At 61.0% G+C, this 23,807-nt stretch carries 22 protein-coding genes; 20 read left to right on the plus strand and 2 right to left on the minus strand.

Going from position 1 to position 23,807, the window contains the following annotated elements; translation table 11 throughout:
• Window positions 1-88 precede the first annotated feature (88 nt).
• From WH87_RS13640 to WH87_RS13675, 8 genes are all read left to right on the plus strand, one after another.
• The gene (locus tag WH87_RS13640; protein ID WP_046138730.1) at window positions 89-1,096 is read left to right on the plus strand and encodes an MsnO8 family LLM class oxidoreductase; all 1,008 of its coding nucleotides are present in this window, start codon (window positions 89-91) and stop codon (window positions 1,094-1,096) included.
• 17 nt (window positions 1,097-1,113) lie between these two features.
• Window positions 1,114-2,448: an LLM class flavin-dependent oxidoreductase gene (locus WH87_RS13645; RefSeq protein WP_046138729.1), complete on the plus strand. Its 1,335-nt coding sequence runs from the start codon at window positions 1,114-1,116 to the stop codon at window positions 2,446-2,448.
• Window positions 2,448-3,614, plus strand: a complete 1,167-nt coding sequence (locus WH87_RS13650; RefSeq protein WP_046138728.1) for a M20 aminoacylase family protein — start codon at window positions 2,448-2,450, stop codon at window positions 3,612-3,614. The genes WH87_RS13645 and WH87_RS13650 overlap by 1 nt, the downstream gene beginning before the upstream one ends.
• An 18-nt stretch (window positions 3,615-3,632) precedes the next feature.
• On the plus strand, window positions 3,633-4,202 hold the full coding sequence (locus WH87_RS13655; protein ID WP_082092699.1) for a GNAT family N-acetyltransferase: 570 nt from the start codon (window positions 3,633-3,635) through the stop codon (window positions 4,200-4,202).
• 127 nt (window positions 4,203-4,329) lie between these two features.
• On the plus strand, window positions 4,330-6,096 hold the full coding sequence (locus tag WH87_RS20220) for an amino acid ABC transporter permease/ATP-binding protein (RefSeq protein WP_082092700.1): 1,767 nt from the start codon (window positions 4,330-4,332) through the stop codon (window positions 6,094-6,096).
• Window positions 6,097-6,204: 108 nt separating this feature from the next.
• Window positions 6,205-7,143 (plus strand): ABC transporter substrate-binding protein, encoded by a 939-nt coding sequence (locus WH87_RS13665; protein WP_082092701.1) that lies wholly within the window; start codon window positions 6,205-6,207, stop codon window positions 7,141-7,143.
• A gap of 71 nt (window positions 7,144-7,214) precedes the next feature.
• Window positions 7,215-8,264 (plus strand): LLM class flavin-dependent oxidoreductase, encoded by a 1,050-nt coding sequence (locus tag WH87_RS13670; RefSeq protein WP_046138727.1) that lies wholly within the window; start codon window positions 7,215-7,217, stop codon window positions 8,262-8,264.
• An 84-nt stretch (window positions 8,265-8,348) separates the two neighbouring features.
• Entirely contained in the window at window positions 8,349-8,687 is a 339-nt protein-coding gene (locus WH87_RS13675) for a DUF3088 domain-containing protein (RefSeq protein WP_046138726.1), read from the plus strand.
• A gap of 493 nt (window positions 8,688-9,180) precedes the next feature.
• On the opposite strand, the gene WH87_RS13680 is transcribed toward WH87_RS13675, so the two are convergent.
• Window positions 9,181-9,402 (minus strand): hypothetical protein, encoded by a 222-nt coding sequence (locus WH87_RS13680; RefSeq protein ID WP_046138725.1) that lies wholly within the window; start codon window positions 9,400-9,402, stop codon window positions 9,181-9,183.
• A 347-nt stretch (window positions 9,403-9,749) separates the two neighbouring features.
• On the opposite strand from WH87_RS13680, the gene WH87_RS13685 reads away from it, so the two are divergent.
• The 6 genes from WH87_RS13685 (at window position 9,750) to WH87_RS13710 (ending at window position 15,593) form a co-directional block, all read left to right on the plus strand.
• Window positions 9,750-11,243 carry an ABC transporter substrate-binding protein gene (locus WH87_RS13685; RefSeq protein ID WP_046138724.1) on the plus strand — a complete coding sequence of 498 codons (1,494 nt, stop codon included), beginning with the start codon at window positions 9,750-9,752 and terminating at the stop codon, window positions 11,241-11,243.
• A 211-nt stretch (window positions 11,244-11,454) separates the two neighbouring features.
• On the plus strand, window positions 11,455-12,402 hold the full coding sequence (locus WH87_RS13690; protein WP_046138816.1) for an ABC transporter permease: 948 nt from the start codon (window positions 11,455-11,457) through the stop codon (window positions 12,400-12,402).
• Complete coding sequence (locus tag WH87_RS13695; RefSeq protein WP_046138723.1) at window positions 12,399-13,253, plus strand: ABC transporter permease; 855 nt, start codon at window positions 12,399-12,401, stop codon at window positions 13,251-13,253. The genes WH87_RS13690 and WH87_RS13695 overlap by 4 nt, the downstream gene beginning before the upstream one ends.
• On the plus strand, window positions 13,250-14,047 hold the full coding sequence (locus WH87_RS13700) for an ATP-binding cassette domain-containing protein (RefSeq protein ID WP_046138722.1): 798 nt from the start codon (window positions 13,250-13,252) through the stop codon (window positions 14,045-14,047). The genes WH87_RS13695 and WH87_RS13700 overlap by 4 nt, the downstream gene beginning before the upstream one ends.
• On the plus strand, window positions 14,044-14,790 hold the full coding sequence (locus WH87_RS13705; RefSeq protein ID WP_046138721.1) for an ABC transporter ATP-binding protein: 747 nt from the start codon (window positions 14,044-14,046) through the stop codon (window positions 14,788-14,790). Before WH87_RS13700 ends, WH87_RS13705 begins: the two co-directional genes overlap by 4 nt.
• Window positions 14,791-14,801: 11 nt before the next feature.
• Entirely contained in the window at window positions 14,802-15,593 is a 792-nt protein-coding gene (locus tag WH87_RS13710) for a DUF1684 domain-containing protein (protein WP_046138720.1), read from the plus strand.
• A 56-nt stretch (window positions 15,594-15,649) separates the two neighbouring features.
• Here WH87_RS13710 and WH87_RS13715 read toward each other — a convergent pair whose 3' ends face one another.
• On the minus strand, window positions 15,650-16,564 hold the full coding sequence (locus WH87_RS13715) for a helix-turn-helix domain-containing protein (protein WP_046138719.1): 915 nt from the start codon (window positions 16,562-16,564) through the stop codon (window positions 15,650-15,652).
• A 105-nt stretch (window positions 16,565-16,669) separates the two neighbouring features.
• Here WH87_RS13715 and WH87_RS13720 point away from each other — a divergent pair, with 105 nt between their 5' ends.
• The 6 genes from WH87_RS13720 to rpe all read left to right on the plus strand — a co-directional run bounded on the left by WH87_RS13720 (window position 16,670) and on the right by rpe (window position 23,793).
• Window positions 16,670-17,944: an ABC transporter substrate-binding protein gene (locus tag WH87_RS13720; RefSeq protein WP_046138718.1), complete on the plus strand. Its 1,275-nt coding sequence runs from the start codon at window positions 16,670-16,672 to the stop codon at window positions 17,942-17,944.
• Window positions 17,945-18,010: 66 nt separating this feature from the next.
• Window positions 18,011-18,907 carry a carbohydrate ABC transporter permease gene (locus WH87_RS13725; protein WP_407060048.1) on the plus strand — a complete coding sequence of 299 codons (897 nt, stop codon included), beginning with the start codon at window positions 18,011-18,013 and terminating at the stop codon, window positions 18,905-18,907.
• Window positions 18,904-19,716 (plus strand): carbohydrate ABC transporter permease, encoded by an 813-nt coding sequence (locus tag WH87_RS13730; protein ID WP_046138717.1) that lies wholly within the window; start codon window positions 18,904-18,906, stop codon window positions 19,714-19,716. The genes WH87_RS13725 and WH87_RS13730 overlap by 4 nt, the downstream gene beginning before the upstream one ends.
• A 10-nt stretch (window positions 19,717-19,726) precedes the next feature.
• Window positions 19,727-20,806 carry an ABC transporter ATP-binding protein gene (locus WH87_RS13735; protein ID WP_046138716.1) on the plus strand — a complete coding sequence of 360 codons (1,080 nt, stop codon included), beginning with the start codon at window positions 19,727-19,729 and terminating at the stop codon, window positions 20,804-20,806.
• A gap of 122 nt (window positions 20,807-20,928) precedes the next feature.
• The gene (locus WH87_RS13740) at window positions 20,929-22,935 is read left to right on the plus strand and encodes an aldo/keto reductase (protein ID WP_046138715.1); all 2,007 of its coding nucleotides are present in this window, start codon (window positions 20,929-20,931) and stop codon (window positions 22,933-22,935) included.
• A 177-nt stretch (window positions 22,936-23,112) separates the two neighbouring features.
• Complete coding sequence (gene rpe / locus WH87_RS13745; RefSeq protein ID WP_046138714.1) at window positions 23,113-23,793, plus strand: ribulose-phosphate 3-epimerase; 681 nt, start codon at window positions 23,113-23,115, stop codon at window positions 23,791-23,793.
• Window positions 23,794-23,807: the final 14 nt, after the last annotated feature.

The following is a 23,807-nucleotide window of genomic DNA, read 5'->3' on the forward strand; positions in this document are numbered from 1 at the left end:
TCCGCGCCTCTAACCAGCGGCAACGTGTTTATCTATAAAATTAGTAGAATTAAAGCGTGATCCTTTGGCATACTGGAAGCGAGCATTCATGACCTATGCACTAAGCGTGTTGGACAAGAGCCCCGTCGTCCGTGGCGAGAGCCCGACTGACGCCCTGAACCGCACTGTCGCCCTCGCCCGTCGCGCCGAAGCGCTCGGCTACAGCCGCTTCTGGGTGGCTGAACATCACAACACGCCAGACCTCGCCAGCTCATCGCCCGAAGTGCTGCTGGCCTTCCTCGCCGCCCACACGCGCACCATCCGCATCGGCTCAGGCGGCGTCATGCTGCAGCACTACAGCGCCTATAAGGTTGCCGAGAATTTCAACCTGCTGGAATCCCTTGCTCCCGGCCGCGTCGATCTCGGTGTCGGCAAGGCTCCCGGCGGCCTGCCCCTCTCCACCAAGGCCCTGCAAGGCAGTCGCGATCTGGCGAGCCGTCCTGATTTCCCGACCCAGCTGCGCGAGTTGAACAGCTTCCTCGTTACCGATGCCGCCGCGCGACCTGAAGGGCTCGACGCCACACCACGCCCAACCACGCTGGCCGAAAAGTTTCTCCTCGGCGCCAGCATCGAAAGCGCGGCCCTTGCCGCCGAGCTTGGCTGGAATTTCGTTTTCGCCCGCCATCTCAATGGCGATGATGCGACCCTGTCCGCCGCCATCTCCACCTATCGCGATGCCACCGGCAAAACCCCGATTGTCGCCCTTGCTGCCGTCGTCGCCCGCAATGCGGCCGATGCCAAGGCCCAGGCCGATCAGTTCACCCCGTTCCGCGTCAGCATTCCAAATGGCCAGAGCGTTACCGTGGGCAGCGAGGCGCAGGCCGCCGAATATGCCCGTCAGGCCGGCGTGACCGATTTCACCGTAGAGCGCCGCGCCTCCAATGCGTTGGCAGGCAATGGCCACGACATTGTTGCCGCGCTTGATGACCTCGCCGGTCGCTACGGCGTCACCGAATTCATTCTCGACTTCGCCAATTCCGGCGACAGCCGCCTTGAAGCCGTCGAACTGGTCGCCGCCGCGCGCCAGGCCGACCGTCCCACCGCCCTTTCAGCTTGATTGCACAGGAGCTTCCTATGAGCCAAAAACGCATCCCATTCGGTCTCATGCTGCATGGTCCCGGTGGCCACATGAATGCCTGGAAGCATGAAAGCGGTCCGGCCGACGCCAGCGTCAATTTCAAGTTCCTGCTCGAACAGACCCTGCGCGCCGAAGCTGCAGGCATTTCTTTCGCCTTCGTTGCCGATGGTCTCTACATCAACGAGCAGTCCATCCCCCATTTCCTCAACCGCTTCGAGCCCATCGCCCTGCTCGCCGCCCTGTCCTCGGTCACCAGCAAGATCGGCCTCGTCGGCACCCTCTCGACCTCCTACAGCGACCCATTCACCGTCGCCCGCCAGTTCTCCTCCATTGATCTGCTGAGCAATGGCCGCGCTGGCTGGAACGCCGTGACCTCGCCGCTCGAAGGCTCGGCCCGCAATTACGGTCGTGAGAAGCATCCGGAACACGCTCTGCGCTATGAGATCGCCGCCGAGCATATCGAGATCGTCAAGGGCCTCTGGGACAGCTGGGACGACGACGCCTTTGTGCGTGACCGCGCCACCGGTCAATTCGTCGATTTCGACAAGCTCCACCGCCTCAATTTCAAGGGTAAGTTCCACTCGGCCGAAGGCCCGCTCAACATTCAGCGCTCGCCACAGGGCCAGACCGTGCTGTTCCAGGCTGGCGGCTCTGCCGATGGCATCGAGCTGGCCGGTCGCCACGCCGACGCGGTCTTCGCCAATTCCACTTCGCTGGCCGAAAACCGCGAGCTGACCCAAAAGCTCAAGCAGAGCGCCATCGCCCATGGCCGTGGCGCCGACGCCATCAAAATCCTGCCCGGCATTTCGCCAATCGTTGGTTCCACCACCGAAGAAGCCGAGCGCAAGTATCAGGACATTCGTGGCCTCGTGAACATCAAGGAAGCGCTCAACTATCTGGGCCGCTTCTTCGATCACCACGATTTCAGCCAGTATGATGTCGATGCGCCCTTCCCCGAGCTGGGCGATCTCGGCTCCAATAACTTCCGCTCCGGCACCGATCGCATCAAGCGTGTCGCCAAGGAAAAGAACCAGACCCTGCGCGAAGTGGCATTGGATTCGGCAACCTCGCGCAGCGAGTTCATCGGCACACCAGAACAGGTCGCCGACAAGATCGAAGCCTGGGTCGATGGCGGTGCCGCCGACGGCTTCGTGCTTGGCTTCCAGGTGTCCGCTGCCGGTCTCGATGATTTCGACAAGCAGGTCCTGCCCATCCTTGAAAAGCGTGGTCGCCACACCCGCGAGCAGATCGGCGATACCCTGCGCGATCATCTGGAACTCCCGTTCCGCGAGAGCCGCTATGCGCTCGACGACGAAAAGGCTGTTGGTTGATGAGCACTTCTGCGCCGGTGACGGACGAAGACTTCGTCGCCCTCCGCCGCCGGCTGCATGCCGCGCCTGAACTGGCCTACGAGGAGCACCAGACCAGTGCCCTCGTGGCCGAGTACCTGCGCGAATGGGGCTATGATGTTGTCACTGGCGTCGGCAAAACCGGCGTCGTTGGCACGTTGCGCAACGGCCCGGGCGAGCGTTCGGTCGCCGTCCGCGCCGACATGGATGCCCTCCCCATAGAGGAGGCCACCGGCCTCCCCTATGCCAGCAAGCATCCGGGCAAGATGCACGCCTGCGGCCATGATGGTCACACCACCATTCTGCTGTCCGCCGCCCGCCAGCTGGCCGAAACCCGCCAGTTTTCCGGCACCCTGCGGCTGATTTTCCAGCCCGCCGAGGAAAACAACAGCGGCGCCCGCACCATGATTCAGGATGGGCTCTTTGAGCGCTTCCCGGTCGATGCGGTGTTCGGCCTGCACAATTGGCCCGGCATTCCAACCGGCCAGTTTGCCTTCCTCGATGGTCCGGCCATGGCCTCGGTAGATCTCGTCATCATCAAGGTTCAGGGTCGCGGCGGCCACGGCGCCAAGCCACACCAGACAATTGACCCCGTCGTCGCCAGTGCCGCCATCATCACCGCGTTGCAGACCATCGTCTCGCGCAGTGTGGATCCGCTGGAAATGGCTGTCGTCACCGTCGGCTCCATCCATGGCGGCGTCGCGCCAAACGTCATTCCCGACTCGGTCGAGTTGCAGCTGACCGTCCGCACCTTCAATGCCGACATTCGCGAGCAGATCCGCCATCGCCTCACCGCCATTGCGGAAAATCAGGCCGCCAGTTTCGGCGCTACCGCCGAAGTGTTTTACCCGCGCGGCTATCCCGTGCTGGTCAATCACCCAGAAGAAACCGAGTTTGCCCGCCAGACGGCCCGTCGCCATTTCGGCACCGAGCGCATAGACACCTCGCTCAAGCCGATCACGGCCAGTGAGGATTTTGCCTTCATGCTGGAAAAGCGCCCCGGCAGCTATCTGTTCCTGGGCAATGGCGACAGCGCCGACCTGCATAACCCGCATTACGACTTCAACGACGCAATCCTGCCCGAAGCTGCGCGCTATTGGGTCCGGCTCGTCGAGGACTACCTGGCGATCAACACCGCCGCCGCCTGACTTTTCGGAGCATGAGAGATGACTGACAGTTTCCTCTACACCACGCCCACCGCCGAGATTTCCCGTCCGCTGGTCGAACAACTGACCGAGGAATATCAGAACCGCTACGGCACCTATTTCGGCGAAGACTCCAGCGCCGAAATGAACCGCTATCCGCCCGAGCGCTTTGCTGGTCCGGATGGCGCATTCGTGCTGCTGTTGCGCGACGGCGTGCCGATCGCTGGTGGCGCTTTCATGCGCTATGACGAAAACACAGCCGAGGTGAAGCGCGTCTGGACTGACAAGAACCACCGTCGCCAGGGTCTGGCGCGACGGATCCTTGCCGAGCTGGAAGCTCAGGCCGAAAGGCAGGGTTACACCCGGCTTTACCTCACCACCGGCTTCCGCCAGCCAGAAGCCCGCGACCTTTATCTCGCCAATGGCTACGCTGCCCTGTTCGACGTCGCTGCCGATCCCGAGATCTACGGCTCCCTGCCCTTCGAAAAATACCTCGCTGGCCCGCCGCCCGGCTACGTCCCTGTGCTGGTGACGCCGCCAGAGGGCGGGTGGAAGCAGGCCCGCGCGGCCCAGCTCGCCAAGCAGGCTTAGCGCCGTTCTGCCACCCCGTAGGCAAAACAACTCTCGCGGGCAGTAACTTCGAAAAAGCCTCTCATTGACGGCAAATCATTAAGTCTACAAAATCCATAGACATTAAATACTCATGTGGAGTGAGTGAATGGCTAGCGCAGATATCGAGACTGGTTACGTCGGTTCCGTCGAACAAAGTTCCCCAGGGATCTACAAAATTGTTCCCGCGAAGCATCCCTGGCGAATAGTCGGAACTGTCGTCGCAGCCGCCATAATTGGCATCACGATCCACTCAATCCTGACCAACCCGAAATGGGGCTGGGCCGTCTTCGCCGAATACTTCTTCTCCGAACCCGTCCTCGTCGGTCTGAGCCGCACGCTGTGGCTGACCCTGCTCGCCAGCGTCATCGGCTTTTTCATCGGCGGCCTGCTGGCGTTTGCGCGGGTGTCGAAGTCCACTCTGCTCTCAAGCCTGGCCTGGGCCTATATCTGGCTGCTGCGCTCGATCCCGCTGATCGTGCTGCTGCTGGTGCTCAACAATCTGGGCTACCTCTACCCCACCCTCAATATCGGCGTGCCGTTCACCGACATTCTGTTCGCGCAGTATTCGATGACCTCGGTGCTCAGCGTTTTCGCGGTGGCGGTGATCGGGCTCAGCCTCAACCAGGCAGCATTCTCGGCCGAGATCATTCGTGGCGGCATTCTCGCCATTGATCAGGGCCAGCAGGAAGCCGCAGCGGCGCTGGGTCTCTCGTGGCGCCGTCAGGCTCTCAACATCATCCTGCCCCAGGCGATGCGCGCGATTATCCCATCCGGCTTCAACGAAATCATCGGCTTGGCCAAGGCAACGTCCATCGTCTACGTGCTGGCCCTCCCCGAATTGTTCTACACCGTACAGGTCATCTACAAGCGCAACCTCGAAGTCATCCCGCTGCTGATGGTTGCCACCGTCTGGTACCTGATCATCATGAGCGTGCTGTCGCTGGTGCAGGTTGGCATTGAGCGCTATTTCGCCAAGGGCGCAACCCGCGATGGCCGTACCTCGGCGCTCGACAATGTGCTCAAGTTCGTCACCGGCGACGCTACCGGCCGCGCTATCAATGCCGTCCGCACCAATCCGGTCGAACGCACCCGCGAAGCAGGGCCTGCCCGTGAAGGTGGCCGCATCGAAATCCGCCATGTCGCCAAGCACTTCGACGCCTTCCACGCCCTCGACAATGTCAGCCTCACGGTTGAGCCGGGCGAAGTGGTGGCGATCATCGGGCCCTCTGGCGCCGGCAAATCCACCCTGCTGCGCACCATCAATCACCTTGAACGCGCTGATCAGGGCTATGTCGCCATCGATGAAGAGCTCATCGGCTACGAACGTCGCGGCAACCTGCTCTATGAGCTCAAAGACCGTGCCATTCGCAAGCGCCGCGCCGGTGTCGGCATGGTGTTCCAGAACTTCAACCTGTTCCCACACCTCACCGTCGTCGAAAACATCATCGAAGCGCCGATTGCCGTGCAGGGCGTGCCGCGCCTGGAAGCTGTCGCGCAGGCACTCGAACTACTGGCCCGCGTTGGTCTGTCCGACAAGGCCGAAGCCTATCCGCGCCACCTCTCCGGCGGCCAGCAGCAGCGCGTGGCGATTGCCCGGGCTCTGGCGCTCAAGCCAAAGGTTCTACTGTTCGATGAGCCCACCTCTGCGCTCGATCCAGAACTCGTTGGCGAAGTGCTCGACGTGATCAAGGAGCTGGCCACCTCCGGCACGACCCTGGTCATCGTGACCCACGAAATCGGCTTTGCCCGCGAAGTCGCCGACAAGGTCGTGTTCATGGAAGACGGTCGCATCCTCGAAGTCGGCGGGCCAGCCCGCTTGTTCAGCGATGCCAGCCATGCCCGCACCCGCGAGTTTCTGGCCAAGGTTCTCTAACCACTCCCACAAGAATTCCGGCGAACGCGCGAAGCGCCGGTCCGTCTGTCGTCCCTCCCGGATGATGGTGAAATCTCTTCGCGCAAAATTTCCACAAAAGGCTACGTCATGCGTCTGATAAATTCCTTCTTTGCCGCCGGCCTGTTGGCCGCAACCGTTCTGAGCGCCGTCCCCGTGCTGGCCCAGGGCACCATCACCTTCGACCTGACACCCGAGCAGGCCAACCGGGTCCGCGCCGACAAGAATGACGCAGCGGCCGCGCTGATCTCCAAGGACTTCAAGTTTGTGACCGACGGTTCCTTCACCGTTGCGCTCACCGTTGGTGATCCTCCACTCAGCACCTACGCGACCGACTCCAAAACTCCGGTCGGCGCTGAAGAAGATACCGCCCAGATCATCGCCGACGCGCTTGGCCTCAAGCTCGACCTGGTGCCTGTCGCATGGGCTGACTGGCCGCTGGGCCTGGACTCCGGCAAGTTTGATGCCGTCATCAGCAACGTGACGGTTACCGAACAGCGCAAGGAAAAGTTCGACTTCTCGACCTATCGCCTCGACGTGCTCGGCTTCTACGTCAAGGCCGACAGCCCGATCACCCAGATCAAGGAACCCAAGGATATCGCCGGTCTCAAGGTTATCGTCGGCGCCGGCACCAACCAGGAAAAGATCATTCTGGAATGGGACAAGGAAAACGTCGCCGCTGGTCTGGCACCAGTTGAAGCCCAGTATTACGACGACTCCGCTGCCAGCCAGTTGGCACTGCAGTCTGGCCGCGCCGATGTTGAGTTCAACCCCAATGCCGGTCTCGCCTACCGTGCAGCCCTCAATGGCAACACCAAGCTGGTGGGCATCGTGAACGGCGGTTGGCCACTGACGGCCGAAATCGCCGTGACCACCCGCAAGGGCAGCGGTCTGGCCGATGCTGTCACCGCAGCGATCAACGGCCTCATCGCCGATGGCAAGTACCTCGACACCCTCAAGCGTTGGGGCCTTGAAGCCGAAGCTCTGCCAGAGTCGCGCACCAACCCACCCGGCCTGCCAAAGTCCTGATCCCTCCACTCCTCCGTGGCACCGCACGTCTCCTCGCGTGCGGTGCCTTTTCTTCTCTGAAAGAGCATTCCATGTCGCAGGCCGTTTCCATCAAGCATCTGGGCTTTCTGGTCCCCGGTAACTTCGCCAATACCGATCCGGCACCGGGCATTGAGGCCACGCTGCAACTGATCAGCTTTGGTGAAAAGCTCGGCTTTGATAGCGCCTGGGTTCGTCAGCGACACCTCGAGCCCGGCATCGGCACCGCCGCAGTGTTTCTCTCGGCGGCCAGCCAGCGCACCAGCACAATCCAGCTCGGCTCTGCCGTCATCCAGATCGGCTATGAAAGCCCGTTCCGCCTCGCCGAAGATCTTTCCATGGTCGACGTGCTCTCGCGTGGACGGCTCAATGTCGGCCTCAGCGCGGGGGTCCCACCGCACGCCACGCTCATCGGCCATCTGGTCCATGATGGCGACTGGCAGAACCACGACCTCGGCCATGCCCGCATCGAACGCTTTGCCGCCAATCTGCGCGGCGACTATCTGGGCGATGATGACACCACCATCAACACCCCGTTCGGTCCGCAGCGCCCCCGACTACAGCCGCATGCCAAAGGTCTTGCCGACCGCCTCTGGTATGGTGGCGGCTCGCTGAAATCGGCCCGCTGGGCGGGCGAGCACGGTTTCAATTTCCTGACCGGCAACGTCATCTCGGGCGAAAATACCGACGACTTCCACACCGCGCAGGTCAACCTCATCAAGGCCTATCGCGAAGCCTCCGATGGCTGGCCGGGTCGTGTCGCCGTTGGCCGCGTCATCGTTCCGCTCGATAGCGCTCCTCCTGCCCGCATCGCCCGCTACCAGGCTTTCGGCGCCGGGCGCTTCGAGCGCACGCTCAAGCCACAGGGCGAGCGCCGCACGCTGTTCCCGCGCGATCTCGTCGGCACCGCCGATCAAATCGTCGAATGGCTGCTCAACGATCCCGTTCTCCCGCTGGTCGACGAACTGCGTCTGGAGCTCCCCTACGAATTCACCCTGCCCGAATACGAGCAGATCCTCACCGACACCATCGAGCGCATTGCGCCCGCACTGGGCTGGTCGCCGTCACACCAGGGCACACAAGCACTCGCCGCCACTGCCTGAGCGACGATACCTCTTCCCGCGTTCTCCTGCGGCCACTTAGTCGGCGCTTCGGCGCCAACCTTTTCTTTTGAAAGGATAATTCTCATGGCTAAAGACAAACTCTTCCTGCTCACCCCCGGCTTCACCAATCCCAATCGCGACGACGGTCCCTTTGTGTGCCCGCTCTCCAATCAGGTCGAAGGCCTGCTCGCCAGCTTCCCTGACCTCGCCGCCAAAATCGATGTCGAACGCGTCGCCTTCGTCCGCCCCCGCGCCGCCGTCATCGCCGCCGTCGGCGAAGAAAACCAGGGCCTGCCTGTCCTCATCCTAGCCGGCAACCCGCCCGAAGACGCCAAGCACCACGGCGACACCGCCTTCATCCAGGACACCCCCCGCATCCTGGCCCTCCTAGCCGAACGCCACGGCTTCCCAAAAATCCACTAAGGGTGCAGGGCCAACACTTCCGCCCCCAATCTCCCCCCTTCGTCATCACCCGGCTCGTCCGGGTGATCCACCTTCTCCCACCACAAGCGGAATGGATTGCCCGGACTAGCCGGGCAATGACGACCGAGGTTGGTGCTCAGCGTGCCCCACCCAAAACAAAACCCGCAGATCACTCCGCGGGCACCATCAGCACACGGCAAACCTCTCAGCCACCCTCGCACCCCTCTCCAATCGTCATCACCCGGCTAGTCCGGGTGATCCACCTTACTTCACCTGGTGGGGTGGTGGATTGCCCGGACAAGCCGGGCAATGACGACCAAGGTAAGCGCTGAGGGTGCCTTCTACCCAGAACAAAGCCCGCAAAACCCTCAGCGCCCCTCACACCCCTCCCCAACCGTCATCACCCGGCTCGTCCGGGTGATCCACCTTCCTCCCAGCACCGGGCATGGATGTGGCTGAGCCCCCACCCAAACCAATGCCCGAAATACCCCCCTCAACCCGCCGGCAGGATAAACCGCACAAACCGCTTCCCGGGCCGCTCGAACTCATCGTCCCGCGCTGGCTCAGGCCAAGCGCCCGACAGATACGCTGCGTCCTGCTCGGCCCTCGACAAAGGCACCGCCCCAAACGCAGCGTCGGGCACGCCCTGGAAATAGCTGCGGTCGGTTTCGGTATTGCGCGTGCGGGCGAGGAAGAATTCAAAAAGCCGTGCCATCGAACTGCTCCGTGGTCGCGGGCTCCCACGAGCCGCCAGAGCTTAAGTCTACTAAATCCCTAGAATTATGCGTAGCGCGTGGGTATCGAAGTCGTCCGCAGCACGGAAAAATCCTTCCCTCCACCATCCCCTTGATAGAAGATGCACCCTCGTCCGCGGCGCCTTTGAGGCAGGTTTGAAATGTCTTTGCGAGATTCACACCCGCGCCGAAAAGCCATTTCCGGCCTCGCTGGCCATTCGGACTAATAGACTACCGATCTGATAGAGTTTATCGGCGGCTCGCGATATTTCTGTTGCCAGCCGGCGATGGTCCAAGCCCAGCGCCAAAACACAGACAGGATTTTCCGATGTCCCTCATTTCGCGCCGCAACCTGCTGGTCGCTACCCTGCTCGCTAGCGCGGCCTTCAGCCCGCTCGCCTTCGCTCAGGATTACGACGCCGACGCCACCATCCGTATCGGCTCGCTCTATGAGCCACAGAACCTCGACAACACCGCTGGCGCTGGCCAGGGCATCAACGAAGCCTTCAACGGCAACGTGTATGAGGCACTCTTCCAGCTGACAGATGCCGGCACCGTCGAGCCAAAGCTGTCCGCCGACTATAAGGTCAGCGAAGATGGCCTCACCTATACCTTCACCCTTAAGGACGGCGTCACCTTCCACTCCGGTGAGCCTCTGACCGCAGCCGATGTGAAATACTCCATCGAGCGCGTTACTGCAGAGACCTCCAAGAGCTCGCGCAAGAAGAGCCTCTCGACCATCACCTCGATCGAAACGCCAGACGACAAGACCGTCGTCATCACCCTCTCTGCCCGCTCCATCTCGCTGCCTTACAATCTCAGCTACGTCTGGATCGTCAACGACAAGGCGGCTGATATCACCGCAACCGAAGACGGCACCGGCCCATACAAGCTCGAAGAATGGCGTCGCGGTTCGGCCCTGTCCCTCGCCCGCTTTGATGGCTATTGGGGCGACAAGCCAACCAATGGCGAAGTGGTCTACCAGTACTTCACCGATGCGACCGCACTCAACAACGCGCTGCTGACCAACGCCGTTGATGTTATCACCTCAGTTCAGAGCCCGGATTCGCTGGCTCAGTTCACCGGCAACAGCGCTTACACCGTCACCGAAGGCGCTTCGACCACCAAGGAAATCCTGGCCTATAACGACCGCGTCGCACCCTTCGACAACGTCAAAGTTCGCAAGGCCCTGGCCCGCGCCGTCGACAAGGCCAAGCTGCTGAACTCCATCTGGGGTGATTACGGCACGCTGATCGGTTCGTTCGTTCCGCCAACCGACCCATGGTATGTCGATCTGACCGGCGTTGACGCCTACAATCCTGACAGCGCCAAAGAACTGCTGACCGAAGCCGGCTATCCCGATGGCTTTGAGTTCACCATCGACACCCCTGACTACGATCCGCATCCACTGGTCGCCCAGTTCCTGCAGAGCGAGTTTGCCAAGGTCGGCGTGAAGGCGAACATCAACATCATCACCGCCAACGAATGGTACACCAAGGTCTACCAGGAGAAGAACTTCCAGGCGACGCTGCAGGAACACGTCAACCACCGCGACATCGTGTTCTACGGCAATCCAGACTTCTACTGGGGCTACAACAACCCAGAAGTCGTCAAGCTGATCGCTGGCGCCGAGTCCGCTGGTTCGGTTGACGAGCAGACTGCCAAGCTCACCGAAGCCAACAAGATCATCGCTGAGGATGCCGCCAGCAACTGGCTCTACCTCTACCCGCAGATCGTCGTGTCGGCCTCGAACGTCACTGGTTACCCAGTCAATGGCCTGAATTCGCAGTTCTTCGCCTACGGCATCCAGAAGGCCAAGTAAGCGGTTCAAAAGACTCACTCTTCTGCGTCAAATCGCAGAGGAGTGACTTGAAAAGCGCTCACGCAGGCATCGTCGACATGTTAGCAGTCTGCTAACGAATTAAAGGGGCCGGACACGGTGGCGAGACAGCCATTTGTCCGGCCCTTACCAATGGGCTAGGATCGTTTCCGGCCCTCAAAATCGAAAGACCAGACCCATTCTCGCCTACACCCTGCGCCGTTTGGTCATCCTCTTATTTTCCCTGCTGGTAGCAGCCGTTGTGCTGTTTATCCTCCTCCGCCTATTGCCCGGCGATCCGGCCAATGCGCTGCTCGGCGTCGGCGCCACCGAGGCGCAGATCGCATCCGCCCGTGCGCAAGTCGGCTCAGACCAGCCGCTCTATGTTCAATTCATCAGCTTTATCAGCAACTTGGCGCGCTTCGATCTCGGCACCTCGTTCGTCAGCCGAGCTTCGGTTGTCGAGGAAATCGGCAACCGCCTCTCCGTAACCCTGCCCCTGACCATTCTCGGCTTCGTCGCGGCCCTCATCATCGCCGTCCCATTGGGCATCATCGCCGCCGTCCGCTCCACCAAGTGGTATGGCGCGGCCATTTCCGTCATCTCCCAGCTTGGCATCGCTATCCCCGTTTTCTGGGTGGGCATCCTTCTGGTCTCCCTCTTCGCCATAAATCTGCGCCTGCTCCCCTCGGGCGGTTTTCCGCTCAAGGGCTGGGCCAATCTGGGTGAAGCCAGCACGGCTATGATCTTGCCAGTGCTCACGATTTCGCTGGTCATGTCGGCCTCGATGCTGCGCTATGTCAGGGCCGCAACGCTTGAGGTTTTGGGCAGCGACTACCTGCGCACCGCCCGCGCCCTCGGCTCATCTTTCCCTGAAGCACTGATCCGCCACGGCCTGCGCAATGGCGCGGTTCCGGTGATCTCCATCCTCGGCATCGAGCTCGCCAGCACCTTCCTCGGCGCCGTCGTCATTGAGCGCGTTTTCAGCCTCCCCGGCCTGGGGTCCATGCTCCTGCTGGCCATCCAGCAGCGCGATTATCCAAACGTGCAGGGCGTGCTGTTTATCTCCACCCTGCTCGTCCTGCTCATCGGCTTTGCCGCTGACCTGACCCAGCGCATCGTTGATCCGCGCCTGCGCGATCGTGGAGCCGGCACACCATGACCGCCATCGACCAGATCACCACCCCGGCCCGACGCCGCAGCTGGCAATCCGTCACCCTCTGGGCCGGAATTATCCTTGTATCGCTACACGTTATCGTCGGCCTGCTGACGCTCGTCTGGACGCCTTATGACCCAAGCGCCATGGCTGGCGGACGCCTCGAAGCGCCGTCTTGGCTGCATTGGGTCGGTACGGATCGCCTGGGTCGCGACTTCCTCACCCAAATCATGATCGGCTCGCGCATCGCCCTCACCGTGGGTATTGGCGCCGTCGCCATCGGCGCAGCCATCGGCGTAACACTTGGCCTTCTGGCCGCCTTCGCCAGTAAGTTCCTCGATGACGCACTGGCCGCGGCTCTCGATATTCTCATCGCCTTCCCGACGCTGCTGATCGCCATGCTGGTGGTGGCCGCCAGCGAAACCGCCACTCTCGGCTCGGCTATTCTCGCCCTTGGCATTGCGCTTTCGGCCATTGTCGCGCGCCTGACGCGCATCCTCGCCAAACGCGTGCTGCTGATGGACTACATCACCGCCGCCCGCACCTCCGGCACCTCATGGCTTGGCATTGTCTTCAGCCACGTTCTGCCCAATATCTGGCCGACACTATCGGTCAGTTTCGCCCTGCAATTCGGCCTCGCCGCCATTGCCGAAGCGTCCCTGTCGTACCTGGGCCTTGGCGCACCACCGCCCAACGCCTCCTGGGGTCGCCTGCTGCAGGAAGCCCAAGGCACGGTCTACACCGCCCCCATCGGCGCCATCGCCCCCGGCATTGCACTGGTGTCTCTGGTCATCGGCATCAACCTTCTGGCTGACGGCTTGCGCGACAGCATCGACCCGACGAGGCGCGCACGATGAGCCTGCTCACCATCGAGAACCTATCCATCGCCACGTCTCAGACGACGCTCGTCTCCGGCGTCAATCTGACCATCGCCCCCGGCGAACGCGTCGGCCTGATCGGGGAATCCGGCTCTGGTAAGTCGCTCACAGCCATGGCCGCAACCGGCCTTCTCGCCCCCGGCATCACCGCCAAGGGCTCGGTCATTCTGGGCGACACGCAGGTCATCGGCGCATCTGAGCGCAAGCTCAACACCCTGCGCGGTCGCGTCGCCGCCTTCGTGTTTCAAGAGCCGCTGACTGCGCTCGATCCGCTCATGCGCGTTGACCGCCAGATCGCCGAACCCATCCAACGCCACGCGCCCCATCGCCTCTCCCGCGACGCGGTGCATGCGGCAGTGCTCAAACTGATGCACGACGTTGCCCTTCCCGATCCCGAACGTATTGCCCGGGCTTATCCCCACGAAATCTCCGGCGGTCAGCGGCAGCGTATCGCCATCGCCATGGCCCTCGCCTGCGAGCCGCAGCTGCTGATCGCCGACGAACCCACCACCGCCCTCGACGTTACCACACAGGCCGAAATCCTCGCCCTGCTGGACCGCCTGGTGCGCGAGCGAAACATGGCCCTTTTGTTCATCAGCCACGATCTGCCTGTGGTTGCCACCATCGTGGACCGCGTCGTCGTTCTGCGTCATGGCGAGATCGTTGAAGCAGGCCCAATCGCCAGTGTTTTTGGCGCGCCGCAGCACGATTACACCAAGTCACTGGTCTCCGCCGCGCACGCCTTTGACGCCGCTCTCGGGGGCACACCATGAGCCTTCTCACTGTCGAAAAAGCCAGCTTTGGTTACTCCAAAACCCGCCTCGTTCTCGATGGCGCTTCGCTGGACATTTCCCCCGGCGACAGCATCGGCCTCGTCGGAGAATCCGGCTCGGGCAAGACCACGCTGCTGCGCCTGCTGCTGGGCCTCATCCGCCCGTCCTCAGGCAACATTACCTTTAAGGGCGCACAGCTGGACCCGGCAAATGCAGCCTTCATGCGCGAATATCGTCGGCAGGTTCAGGTGGTCTTTCAGGACCCATATTCCTCACTCGACCCACGCCAGAAGGTCTTTGCTATTGTCGCCGAGCCCCTGCGCTCGCTGCGCATCGCCGGCGACCACCGCCAGATGGTCACCGATGCACTGGTGTCGGTAGGCCTCGACGCCAATGTGCTCGACCGTTTTCCGCACGAGTTCTCCGGCGGCCAGCGCCAGCGCATCGCCATCGCCCGCGCCATCGTCTCCGGCCCCAGCCTTTTGCTGGCCGACGAAGCCGTCAGCGCGCTCGACCTGTCCACCCGTATCCGCATCGTGGAACTGCTCAAAAGCCTCAGCCAGACCATGACTCTGGTGTTCGTTTCACACGATCTCGGCGTCGTCGCCGCGCTCTGCGAACGCATCGTCATTCTGGAAAAGGGCCGCATTGTAGAAGCCGGTCCGACGGCCTCTATCCTCGCCAACCCACAACACCCATATACTCAGCGGCTGCTTGCCAGCGTGCCGCGTATGCCAGCCTGAAGGAACGTACCATGTCCGACTATCTCACCGATCTTGAAGCCTGGAAGGTCAAGCGCCTCGCCAATCTCAAGGGCCCGGAAGGCTGGCTAAACATCATCGGCCGCTTCTGGCTCGAGAATGGCACCACCACGGTCGGCACCGCCGCTGACAATGATCTGGTTCTCTCCGCAGGCCCAGACCATGTCGGTTCGCTGACGCAGGACGAAAACGGCGGCGTGACCTTCACGCCAGCCGATGGTGGACCGGCACAGGTGCTCAAGCTCAACAAGGCGCACCCACCCCGCTTCACCGTGGGCTCTCTGCTGCTCGAAGTCACCACGCTCAATGGCCAGAACGCACTGCGTATCCGCGACACAGCCTCAACAGCGCCGGACGAGTTGGCACCCATCGAGTATTTCCCCACCCGCCCCGACTGGCGGATTGTGGCAGAGTGGGTTTCCCTCGAAACACCCAAGGGCATGACGGTCGACACCAGCAAGTCCATCCCGACGGACGTGCAGGCGACCCATAAGGCTGTCTTCACCCACGATGGTCAGCAGTTTGAGCTTTACGCGACCCATGGGACAGCGACCTCGCCACAGTTCGTCATCCGCGACCTGACCTCGCGAGACACGACCTATCCTGCGTCGCGCTTCGTTTTCGGCGAAGACGTTACGGACAAGACCATCGTTCTGGACTTCAACAAGGCGATCAACCCGCCCTGCGCCTTCACGGAGCACGCCGTCTGTCCATTGCCACCGCCAGAAAACGTGCTGCCTATCCGCATCGAAGCCGGGGAAAAGCGACTGGCCGGCAGCCACTAGTAGGTACTTTCCCCTAGGCTCACACGCTGCCCTCGGACCTGATCCGAGGGCCACTCCTAGTTCAGCCGCTCGTCGAGAACCAGGCACTTATCGATCGGTGCACTTGGCCGTGCGCGTACATCGCGCCGGAAGTCGCTGGGGGACATGCCCGCTATCTTGCGGAATGACTTGTTGAACGCACTGAGCGAGCCAAAGCCGCTATCCATCGCCACCTGCAGCACATTGGCGTCGTCCTGCATCAGCAGCGCCTGCGCATAGCTCAGCCGCATCAGGTTCACATAATCGTTCAGCGTCATGCCGGTCGATTTCTTGAACACGCTCATTGCATATTTCGGATGGATCGCCGCAGCCGCAGCGATGTCTGCGGAGTCGATCTCCTCGCGGAAATTATCAGCGATGTAATCGCAGATGCGCACCACGATGGGCGAGGCATGATGATCCATCCCGCCCCACTCCTGCATCGACTGGGTGTCAGGCAATAACGTGTACGGATCAAACCGGATGCGCTCGATGCGCAGTAGCAGTTCGTCCACCGCCATCCCCGCCTTCATCGGGTCGCCCGATCGCGCATATTTGTTCCAGCGCTCGAAGTTCAAGGCATCCGAAACGTCTGTTGCGCTGGTCAAAAGGATCGCGCCCTGCATCAGCTTGGACTGAACATCGGTCGGTAAGCGGAGTCGGAAAAAATGCACCAGCGGCAGGTGACCGCCCGCATAGACCAGATCCTCTGAGGCGTCGTTGAGCAAATGCGGCCGTCCGCCCCAGAACAGGGCGAGATCACCCTTGTGAAAACGGATCGAGTGATTGCCCATCGTGTAATGGGCCCAGCCCTGAACCACATAGTTGACTTCAACCTGGGCGTGCCAGTGGGCGGTACGCATCAAAAGCGGTGATGCGTGAAACATCGTCAGAGAGGTTGGAAGTCGTTCAACCCCGTTCGTGCCGGGTTCGTAATACGCCCTTTGTGCCATCTTACTTTCCGCCCATTCTGCATGCCCGTTGTGAGGGACGCCATGCGCAATGACGATAGCTTAGAAAGCGCTCAACATAAGAGCAATTGAAAAGGGAGGATTACAATGAACCGCATTGCTTCGCGGCGCAGCCTGATGCTTGGTGTTGCACTGGCCAGCGTGAGTTTTTTGAGCGTAGCCGCTGCTTCGGCTGGTGAACTGACAGTCTGGTGCTGGGACCCCAACTTTAATATTGCGGCAATGACCGACGCCACCGCGCGCTACACCGCCTCCCATCCCGACACCACTTTTGCCGTCAACAACGTCACTCAGGACGAAATCAACCAGAAGCTGCAGACCCAACTGCTTGCCGGTGTTTCCGACGGCCTGCCCGATATCGTGCTGATCCAGGACGACAACATCCAGCGCTTCCTGCAGTCGTTCCCAGGTGCCTTCGTGCCACTCTCGGACTCGGTCGATATGACCAAGTTTGCCGCCTACAAGGTTGCGGCGGCAACCTACGAGGGCAAGTCGTACTCCCTGCCCTTCGACTCCGGCGTGACCGGGCTCTTTTATCGTTCCGACTATCTCGAAGCAGCTGGCTACAAGCCTGCAGACGTCCAGGACATTACCTGGGACCGTCTCATCGAAATTGGCAAAGACGTGCTGGCCAAGACCGGTCACCAGCTGATCGACATGGACTATAATGATGACGGCCAGATCATCATGATGATGCAGTCCACTGGCCAGTGGTATCTCAAGCCAGGCAACGAGCCGAACATTATCGATAATGCTGCCCTCAAGGAATCCCTTGAGGTTTTCCAGAAGATGGCACAGGGCGGCCTCATCAAGCCGGTATCGGACTGGACGGGCTACACCGGCGGCTTCACCTCGGGCGAGGTCGCCATGGTCCCGCAGGGTGTCTGGATTACCGGCACCATCAAGTCCGCAACTGATCAATCCGGCAAGTGGCGCGTGGCTCCGCTTCCCAAGCTCAACGATGTTGAAGGTGCAACGCACTATTCCAACAATGGCGGCTCCAGCTGGTACGTCCTGTCTTCGTCCAAGAACCAGGAAGAAGCCGTAGACTTCCTCAAGACCATCTGGGCGGAAGACGTCGACTTCTACCAGGGCATCCTGGTCAATCAGGGGGCTGTCGGTTCGTTGCTCGCGGCTCGTGAAGGCGCAGCCTACAAGGCCAGTGACCCATTCTTTAACGACGAGCCAGTGTGGCAGAACTTCTCCGACTGGCTGGCCCAGGTTCCCGCTGTCGATTACGGCACCTTTACACCCGAAGCCCGTCTCGCTGTTCGCGCCCAACTTCCCAATATTGCCAATGGGGGCAGCATCGATGACGCACTGAAGGCGATCGACGCCCAGTTGCGCCAGCAGATGCAATAAACTCCCGCCAATGGGGGGCGGGCTCAGCCCGCCCCTTATCGTGGAACTCCAACACACATGATCGGAGTGGGCATGGCGACGACTCGTTTGCACAGGAACGAGCAGATCAACGGCTGGGCATTCGTTATGCCGGCATTGGTACTACTCGGGATATTCATGATTTACCCCATCCTTTGGTCGCTCTGGATGAGCTTCCAAGTCGGGCGGGGCAACAATTTCTCTTTCGGCGGCCTGGCCAATATCCAGCGACTGGCCAACGATGCACTGCTGGTGCACGCGCTGTCGAATACCATCATCTTTTTCATCATCCAGGTGCCGATCATGATCGTCCTGGCGCTGCTGTTCGCGGTGGCGCTCAACGATGCAACGCTGCGTTTTCGTGGCGTGTTCCGGACCTTGCTGTTTTTGCCCTGCGTGACATCGCTGATCGCCTATTCCAGCCTGTTCAAGTCGATGTTTTCCAATGACGGCATCATCAACCAGACATTGGTATCTCTACATTTGATCGGTGCGCCCATTCCATGGCTGACCGATCCGTTCTGGGCCAAGATGGTCATCATCACCGCCATCACCTGGCGCTGGACCGGCTATAATATGATCTTCTACCTGGCCGCGCTGCAAAACATCGACAAGTCGATCTATGAGGCCGCACGCATCGATGGTGTTCCAGCCTGGGCCAGGTTCTGGAACCTCACGGTGCCAATGCTCAAGCCGGTGATCCTGTTCACCACAATCCTCTCGACCATCGGCACGCTGCAGCTGTTCGACGAGGTGAACAACATCACCCAGGGTGGTCCCGGAAACGGCACGATGACGCTGTCGCTTTATATCTACAACCTGACCTTCCGCATGATGCCGAGCTTTGGTTATTCGGCCCTGGTGTCCTGGGTCATCGTGGCCATTGTGGCTGTACTCAGCATCGTCCAGTTCGTCATCGCCCGCGATCGCAGGAGAGCATCATGAACATGGCCTTGCTGCGGCGCTCCGCGACTTATGTTCTTCTGTCGCTGGCTGCCTTCATTTCGGTTTTTCCGTTCATCTGGATGGCGCTCGGCGCCACCAACAAATCTAACGATATCGTCACTGGCAGACTCTCGCTGGGCAGCAATCTGTTGGTCAATTTCCAAAACCTGCTGGCGCAAGTTGACCTGGTGCGCGTTTTTGGCAACTCGTTCCTGATCGCCATCATATCGACACTTCTGACGCTCGCCGTCTCATCGCTGGCCGGCTACGGCTTCGAAATCTTCCGTTCGCGCGTTCGCGAACGCGTGTTCCAGCTTCTATTGCTATTCCTGTCGATCCCGTTTGCCGCATTGATGGTGCCGCTGTTCGTCCTGATTTCCCGGGCACAGCTGAACAACACCTTTATTGCGGTGATCCTGCCCACCATCGCCTCGATCTTCATCATCTTCTACTTCCGCCAAGCAACGAAGGCGTTTCCAGGAGATCTTCGCGACGCAGCGCGTGTGGATGGCCTGAAGGAATGGCAGATCTTCCTTTTTGTCTACCTGCCGACCATGCGTTCCACCTACGCGGCAGCGACTATCATCGTCTTCATGGGCGCCTGGAACAATTATCTCTGGCCGCTCATCGTGCTGCAAACCCCTGAGAACAAAACCATCACACTGGTGATCTCTGCACTCACCGCCGCATACACGCCCGACTACGGCGTCATCCTGCTGGCGACTGTGCTCGCAACTCTTCCAACCCTCATCATCTTCTTCGTCCTGCAACGCCAGTTCGTTCAGGGCATGCTGGGGGCCGTCAAATGAGGGACATGAAATGAGCAGCCTCAGCCTCAAAGGAATTCGTAAATCCTATGGTTCGTTGGACGTTATCAAGGGCGTAGACCTTGATATCAAAGCCAAGGAATTCGTCGTGTTCGTCGGCCCATCCGGATGCGGCAAGTCTACACTGCTCCGCATGATCGCAGGCCTCGAGCCGATTACCGGTGGGGACCTGAACATCGGCGGCAAGCGGATGAACGATGTCGATCCGTCCCGACGCGGGATCGCCATGGTGTTCCAAACCTATGCGCTTTACCCGCATATGACGGTACGCGAAAACATGGGCTTTGCCCTGCGATTTGCTGGTGTGGCCAAGGACCAGATCGCCAAGCAGGTCAATGAAGCCGCCCGCATTCTGGCGCTTGAGCCTCTGCTGGACCGCCTGCCCAAGGAGCTTTCCGGTGGCCAGCGCCAGCGCGTCGCCATCGGTCGCGCCATCGTGCGGCACCCCGACGTATTCCTGTTCGACGAACCACTCTCAAACCTTGACGCTGAGCTGCGCGTGCACATGCGCATCGAAATTGCCCGTCTGCATCGTGAGCTCCAAGCGACGATGATCTATGTGACCCACGATCAGGTGGAGGCTATGACCCTCGCCGATACCATTGTGGTGCTGCGCGATGGCCGGATCGAACAGGTAGGGAGGCCTCTTGAGCTTTACGACAACCCAGCCAATCAGTTCGTTGCCGGGTTCATTGGCTCGCCCAAGATGAACTTCCTGTCCGCAGAGATCGTCGAAAAAATCGGCGCCAGTGTCACCATCGAACTGGTCAAGCATCCTGGCACACGGCTGACCCTGCCGGTCACCGGGGGCGCGGTGGGCGAAAAGGTGACTCTGGGCGTTCGCGCCGAGCATTTCGGGCTGCCCGGCAAAGGCAGTGTCGACGTGACGCTGCATGTCGACGCCGCCGAACACCTGGGCTCCACCAGCTATGTTTACGCCAACTCCGGCGGTGAGCTGGTGGTGATCGAACACGAAGAGTCGCGCCACACCAACGGCAATGACCGCATCACCGTCTCGATCTCAGCCGACAAGGCCTACCTCTTCGATTCCGCCGGTCAGCGTTTGCGCTGACCGCGACACCTTCACGGCGATCCGAAGGATGACGTTTCGCGCGCAGCGAACGGCATCCACCGGGGGGCACGCTGACCAAAATTGGACCCTGAGGGTCCATGACTTGAGCAAGGATCAAGACTATGACTGACCAAAAAATCCGCTGGGGCATTATCGGGCCAGGCAGCATCGCCAAGGCGTTCCAAGGCGGCGTCGCCGGTTCGAAACACGGCGTGCTCGCGGCCATCGCCACGCGCGACCCGAACAAACCCGGCCTCGCGACCGATTTTCCGGGCGCGCGTATCATACACGGCTATGACGCCTTGCTGGCCGATCCTGAAATCGATGCCGTCTATATTGCCGTACCCCACACCGGCCACGCAGAATGGGCCATCAAGGCTGCTGAAGCGGGCAAGCACGTTCTCGTTGAAAAGCCATTCGCCCTCTCGGCGTTCGAGATGGACGCCGTGTTCCATGCTCACCGCAAGGCAGGCACTTTTGCTGGCGAAGCCTTCATGTATCGCCTGCATCCGCAGGCCGCCAAACTGCGCGACCTGATCGCATCGGGCGTCATAGGCGATGTGCGCATGATCCAGTCGAGCTTCGGCTTCTCCATGGGCACATTCCAGCCCCAGCACCGTCTGTTCGCTTCAGACCTCGCCGGTGGCGGTATCCTCGACGTTGGCGGCTACCCCGTTTCCATGGCTCGCTTCATCGCTGGCGCTGCTCTCGGCAAGCCTTTCGCTGACCCGGTCAAGGTATCGGGTACGGCCAAGCTCAATGCCGAAGGCACTGACGATTGGGCAGCCGCCATCCTTACCTTCGAGAACGGCATTGTGGCTCAGGTCTCGTGCGCCGTGATGGTGAATCTCGACAACGTGCTGCGCATCCACGGCTCGGAAGGCCGCATCGAAGTGCCAGACTTCTGGTTCGCTGGTGGTGACCGCACAAAGGGCGTCGGCAAGATCGACATCATCAAGAACGGCAAGACCGAAACGATCAGCGTGGGCGAAGAGCGCCATGTCTATTCGTTCGAGGCCGACGCCGCCGCCGAAGCCATCTTCGCCAAGCGTCAGGAACTCGCTGCTCCCGGCATGAGCTGGGCCGACAGCCTGGGCAATGCCCGCGTGCTCGACGCATGGCGCAAGGACGCGGGGATCGAGTTCTCGATCGAAAAGTCAGATAAGCGCGTCAACACGCTGTCCAACCGCAAGCTGGGTCCAAACACCGGCGTCATTCCAAAGCGCTCGATCCCAGGCCTCGGCAAGCAGGCTTCGGCTGTCGCGCTGGGTTTCGAAGATTTCCGCAGCTTTGCCTCCGGCTCGATCCTGCTCGACGCCTTCTGGGAAAAGGGCGGCAATATCTTCGACACGGCCTTCATTTATGGTGGCGGCTACACCGAAACCCTATTCGGCGAATGGCAGAAGAACCGCGGCACCCGCGAAGGCGCCGTGCTGATCGGCAAGGGCGCGCACAGCCCCCTCTGCTACCCTGACGTCATCGCTAAGCAGCTGACTCAGTCGCTGGATCGCCTGCAGACCGACTATGTCGACGTCTACTTCATGCACCGCGACAATCTCGATGTTCCAGTTGGCGAATTCGTCGACGCCATGGACGCCGAAGTAAAGAAGGGCCGCATTCGCGGACCGTTCGGCGGCTCGAACTGGACCAAGGAACGCTTCGACGAAGCCACTGCTTACGCCGAACGCACCGGCAAGACCAAGCCCATGGCGCTGTCGAACAACTTCGCGCTGTCCGAAATGCTGGTCCCGATCTGGGATGGCTGCGTCACCGCGTCCACCGACGATTGGAAGGCATGGCTCAAGGAACGCCAGGTCACAAATTTCTCCTGGTCGAGCCAGGGTCGCGGCTTCTTCACCGACCGTGCCGGTCGCGACAAGCTCGACAACGAAGAGCTGATCCGCTGCTGGTACAATGACAAGAACTTTGCCCGCCGCGACCGCGCCATCGAGCTGGCCGCCAAGCTGGGCAAAAGCCCGATCCATGTCGCGCTCGCCTTCGTTCTGGCCCAGCCCTTCCCGTCCATCCCGCTGATCGGGCCGCGTACCCTCGGCGAGCTGGACGATAGCCTGCTGGCATTCGACATCAAGCTGACGCCCGAACAGGTCAGCTGGCTCGATAACGGCTAGGCGTCAGCGCCCAGCCAGCGGAGCGCCTCCCCTCCGCACTGCCCCCGGACCTGTCCGGGGGCCTTTTTTTGTTTGGGGCACGCAGCCTCTCACCCAGCGAATTGCCGCCCTGCCCTTGCCCGCGCCACCCTGGAGCGATAAGGCAAAGGCGCATCCTTTCATGGCAAGGCAGGCTCCATGACCAATCGACCCATTCGCATCGCTCCCTCCATCCTGTCGGCGGACTTCAGTCGCCTTGGTGAGGAGGTTGTCGCCCTCGACAATGCGGGCGCTGATTACTTCCACGTCGACATCATGGACGGCCATTTCGTCCCCAATATCAGCTTTGGTCCGGGCGTCATGCAGTCGATCCGCAAGCTGACCAAGAAGCCGTTTGACGTGCATCTGATGATCGCGCCGGTGGACCCGTATGTCAGCGCCTTCGCCAAGGCTGGTGCAGACAGCATCACGGTTCACGCCGAGGCGGGCCCACATCTGCATCGCACGCTTCAGGCCATCCGCGCCGAGGGCAAGCGCACAGGTGTCGCCATTAATCCGGCGACCCCCCTGTCTGCCGTCGAGCACATTCTCGACGATATCGACCTGTTGTTGGTGATGAGCATCAACCCCGGTTTCGGCGGACAGACTTTCATCCCCCATGCGATGGAAAAGATCCGCCTAGCCAACGCCCTGATCGGCAATCGCCCAATCGAGCTGGAAGTCGACGGAGGCGTTTCCGCTGCCAATGCTGGCGAACTTGCCCAGGCAGGCATCAATGTCTTCGTGGCCGGCACGGCCATTCTCGGTGGCAATGACACCAGCACCTATGCCTCCCGTATCGCCGCCATTCGCGACGCTGCCACCACCATCCGCGCCTGACTCAATCTCTGAAC

The sequence above is a fragment of the Devosia epidermidihirudinis genome (assembly GCF_000971295.1).
GTDB lineage: Bacteria > Pseudomonadota > Alphaproteobacteria > Rhizobiales > Devosiaceae > Devosia > Devosia epidermidihirudinis.

Bases quoted from the DNA above. Each gene is read 5' to 3' on its own strand.
- WH87_RS13715 (WP_046138719.1), bottom strand. From the start codon at position 16,564: ATGGCACAAAGGGCGTATTACGAACCCGGCACGAACGGGGTTGAACGA.
- WH87_RS13680 (WP_046138725.1), bottom strand. From the start codon at position 9,402: ATGGCACGGCTTTTTGAATTCTTCCTCGCCCGCACGCGCAATACCGAA.
- WH87_RS13720 (WP_046138718.1), top strand. From the start codon at position 16,670: ATGAACCGCATTGCTTCGCGGCGCAGCCTGATGCTTGGTGTTGCACTG.
- WH87_RS13695 (WP_046138723.1), top strand. From the start codon at position 12,399: ATGACCGCCATCGACCAGATCACCACCCCGGCCCGACGCCGCAGCTGG.
- WH87_RS13730 (WP_046138717.1), top strand. From the start codon at position 18,904: ATGAACATGGCCTTGCTGCGGCGCTCCGCGACTTATGTTCTTCTGTCG.
- WH87_RS13640 (WP_046138730.1), top strand. From the start codon at position 89: ATGACCTATGCACTAAGCGTGTTGGACAAGAGCCCCGTCGTCCGTGGC.
- rpe (WP_046138714.1), top strand. From the start codon at position 23,113: ATGACCAATCGACCCATTCGCATCGCTCCCTCCATCCTGTCGGCGGAC.
- WH87_RS13645 (WP_046138729.1), top strand. From the start codon at position 1,114: ATGAGCCAAAAACGCATCCCATTCGGTCTCATGCTGCATGGTCCCGGT.
- WH87_RS20220 (WP_082092700.1), top strand. From the start codon at position 4,330: ATGGCTAGCGCAGATATCGAGACTGGTTACGTCGGTTCCGTCGAACAA.
- WH87_RS13700 (WP_046138722.1), top strand. From the start codon at position 13,250: ATGAGCCTGCTCACCATCGAGAACCTATCCATCGCCACGTCTCAGACG.
- WH87_RS13665 (WP_082092701.1), top strand. From the start codon at position 6,205: ATGCGTCTGATAAATTCCTTCTTTGCCGCCGGCCTGTTGGCCGCAACC.
- WH87_RS13710 (WP_046138720.1), top strand. From the start codon at position 14,802: ATGTCCGACTATCTCACCGATCTTGAAGCCTGGAAGGTCAAGCGCCTC.
- WH87_RS13670 (WP_046138727.1), top strand. From the start codon at position 7,215: ATGTCGCAGGCCGTTTCCATCAAGCATCTGGGCTTTCTGGTCCCCGGT.
- WH87_RS13735 (WP_046138716.1), top strand. From the start codon at position 19,727: ATGAGCAGCCTCAGCCTCAAAGGAATTCGTAAATCCTATGGTTCGTTG.
- WH87_RS13655 (WP_082092699.1), top strand. From the start codon at position 3,633: ATGACTGACAGTTTCCTCTACACCACGCCCACCGCCGAGATTTCCCGT.
- WH87_RS13705 (WP_046138721.1), top strand. From the start codon at position 14,044: ATGAGCCTTCTCACTGTCGAAAAAGCCAGCTTTGGTTACTCCAAAACC.
- WH87_RS13685 (WP_046138724.1), top strand. From the start codon at position 9,750: ATGTCCCTCATTTCGCGCCGCAACCTGCTGGTCGCTACCCTGCTCGCT.
- WH87_RS13650 (WP_046138728.1), top strand. From the start codon at position 2,448: ATGAGCACTTCTGCGCCGGTGACGGACGAAGACTTCGTCGCCCTCCGC.
- WH87_RS13740 (WP_046138715.1), top strand. From the start codon at position 20,929: ATGACTGACCAAAAAATCCGCTGGGGCATTATCGGGCCAGGCAGCATC.
- WH87_RS13675 (WP_046138726.1), top strand. From the start codon at position 8,349: ATGGCTAAAGACAAACTCTTCCTGCTCACCCCCGGCTTCACCAATCCC.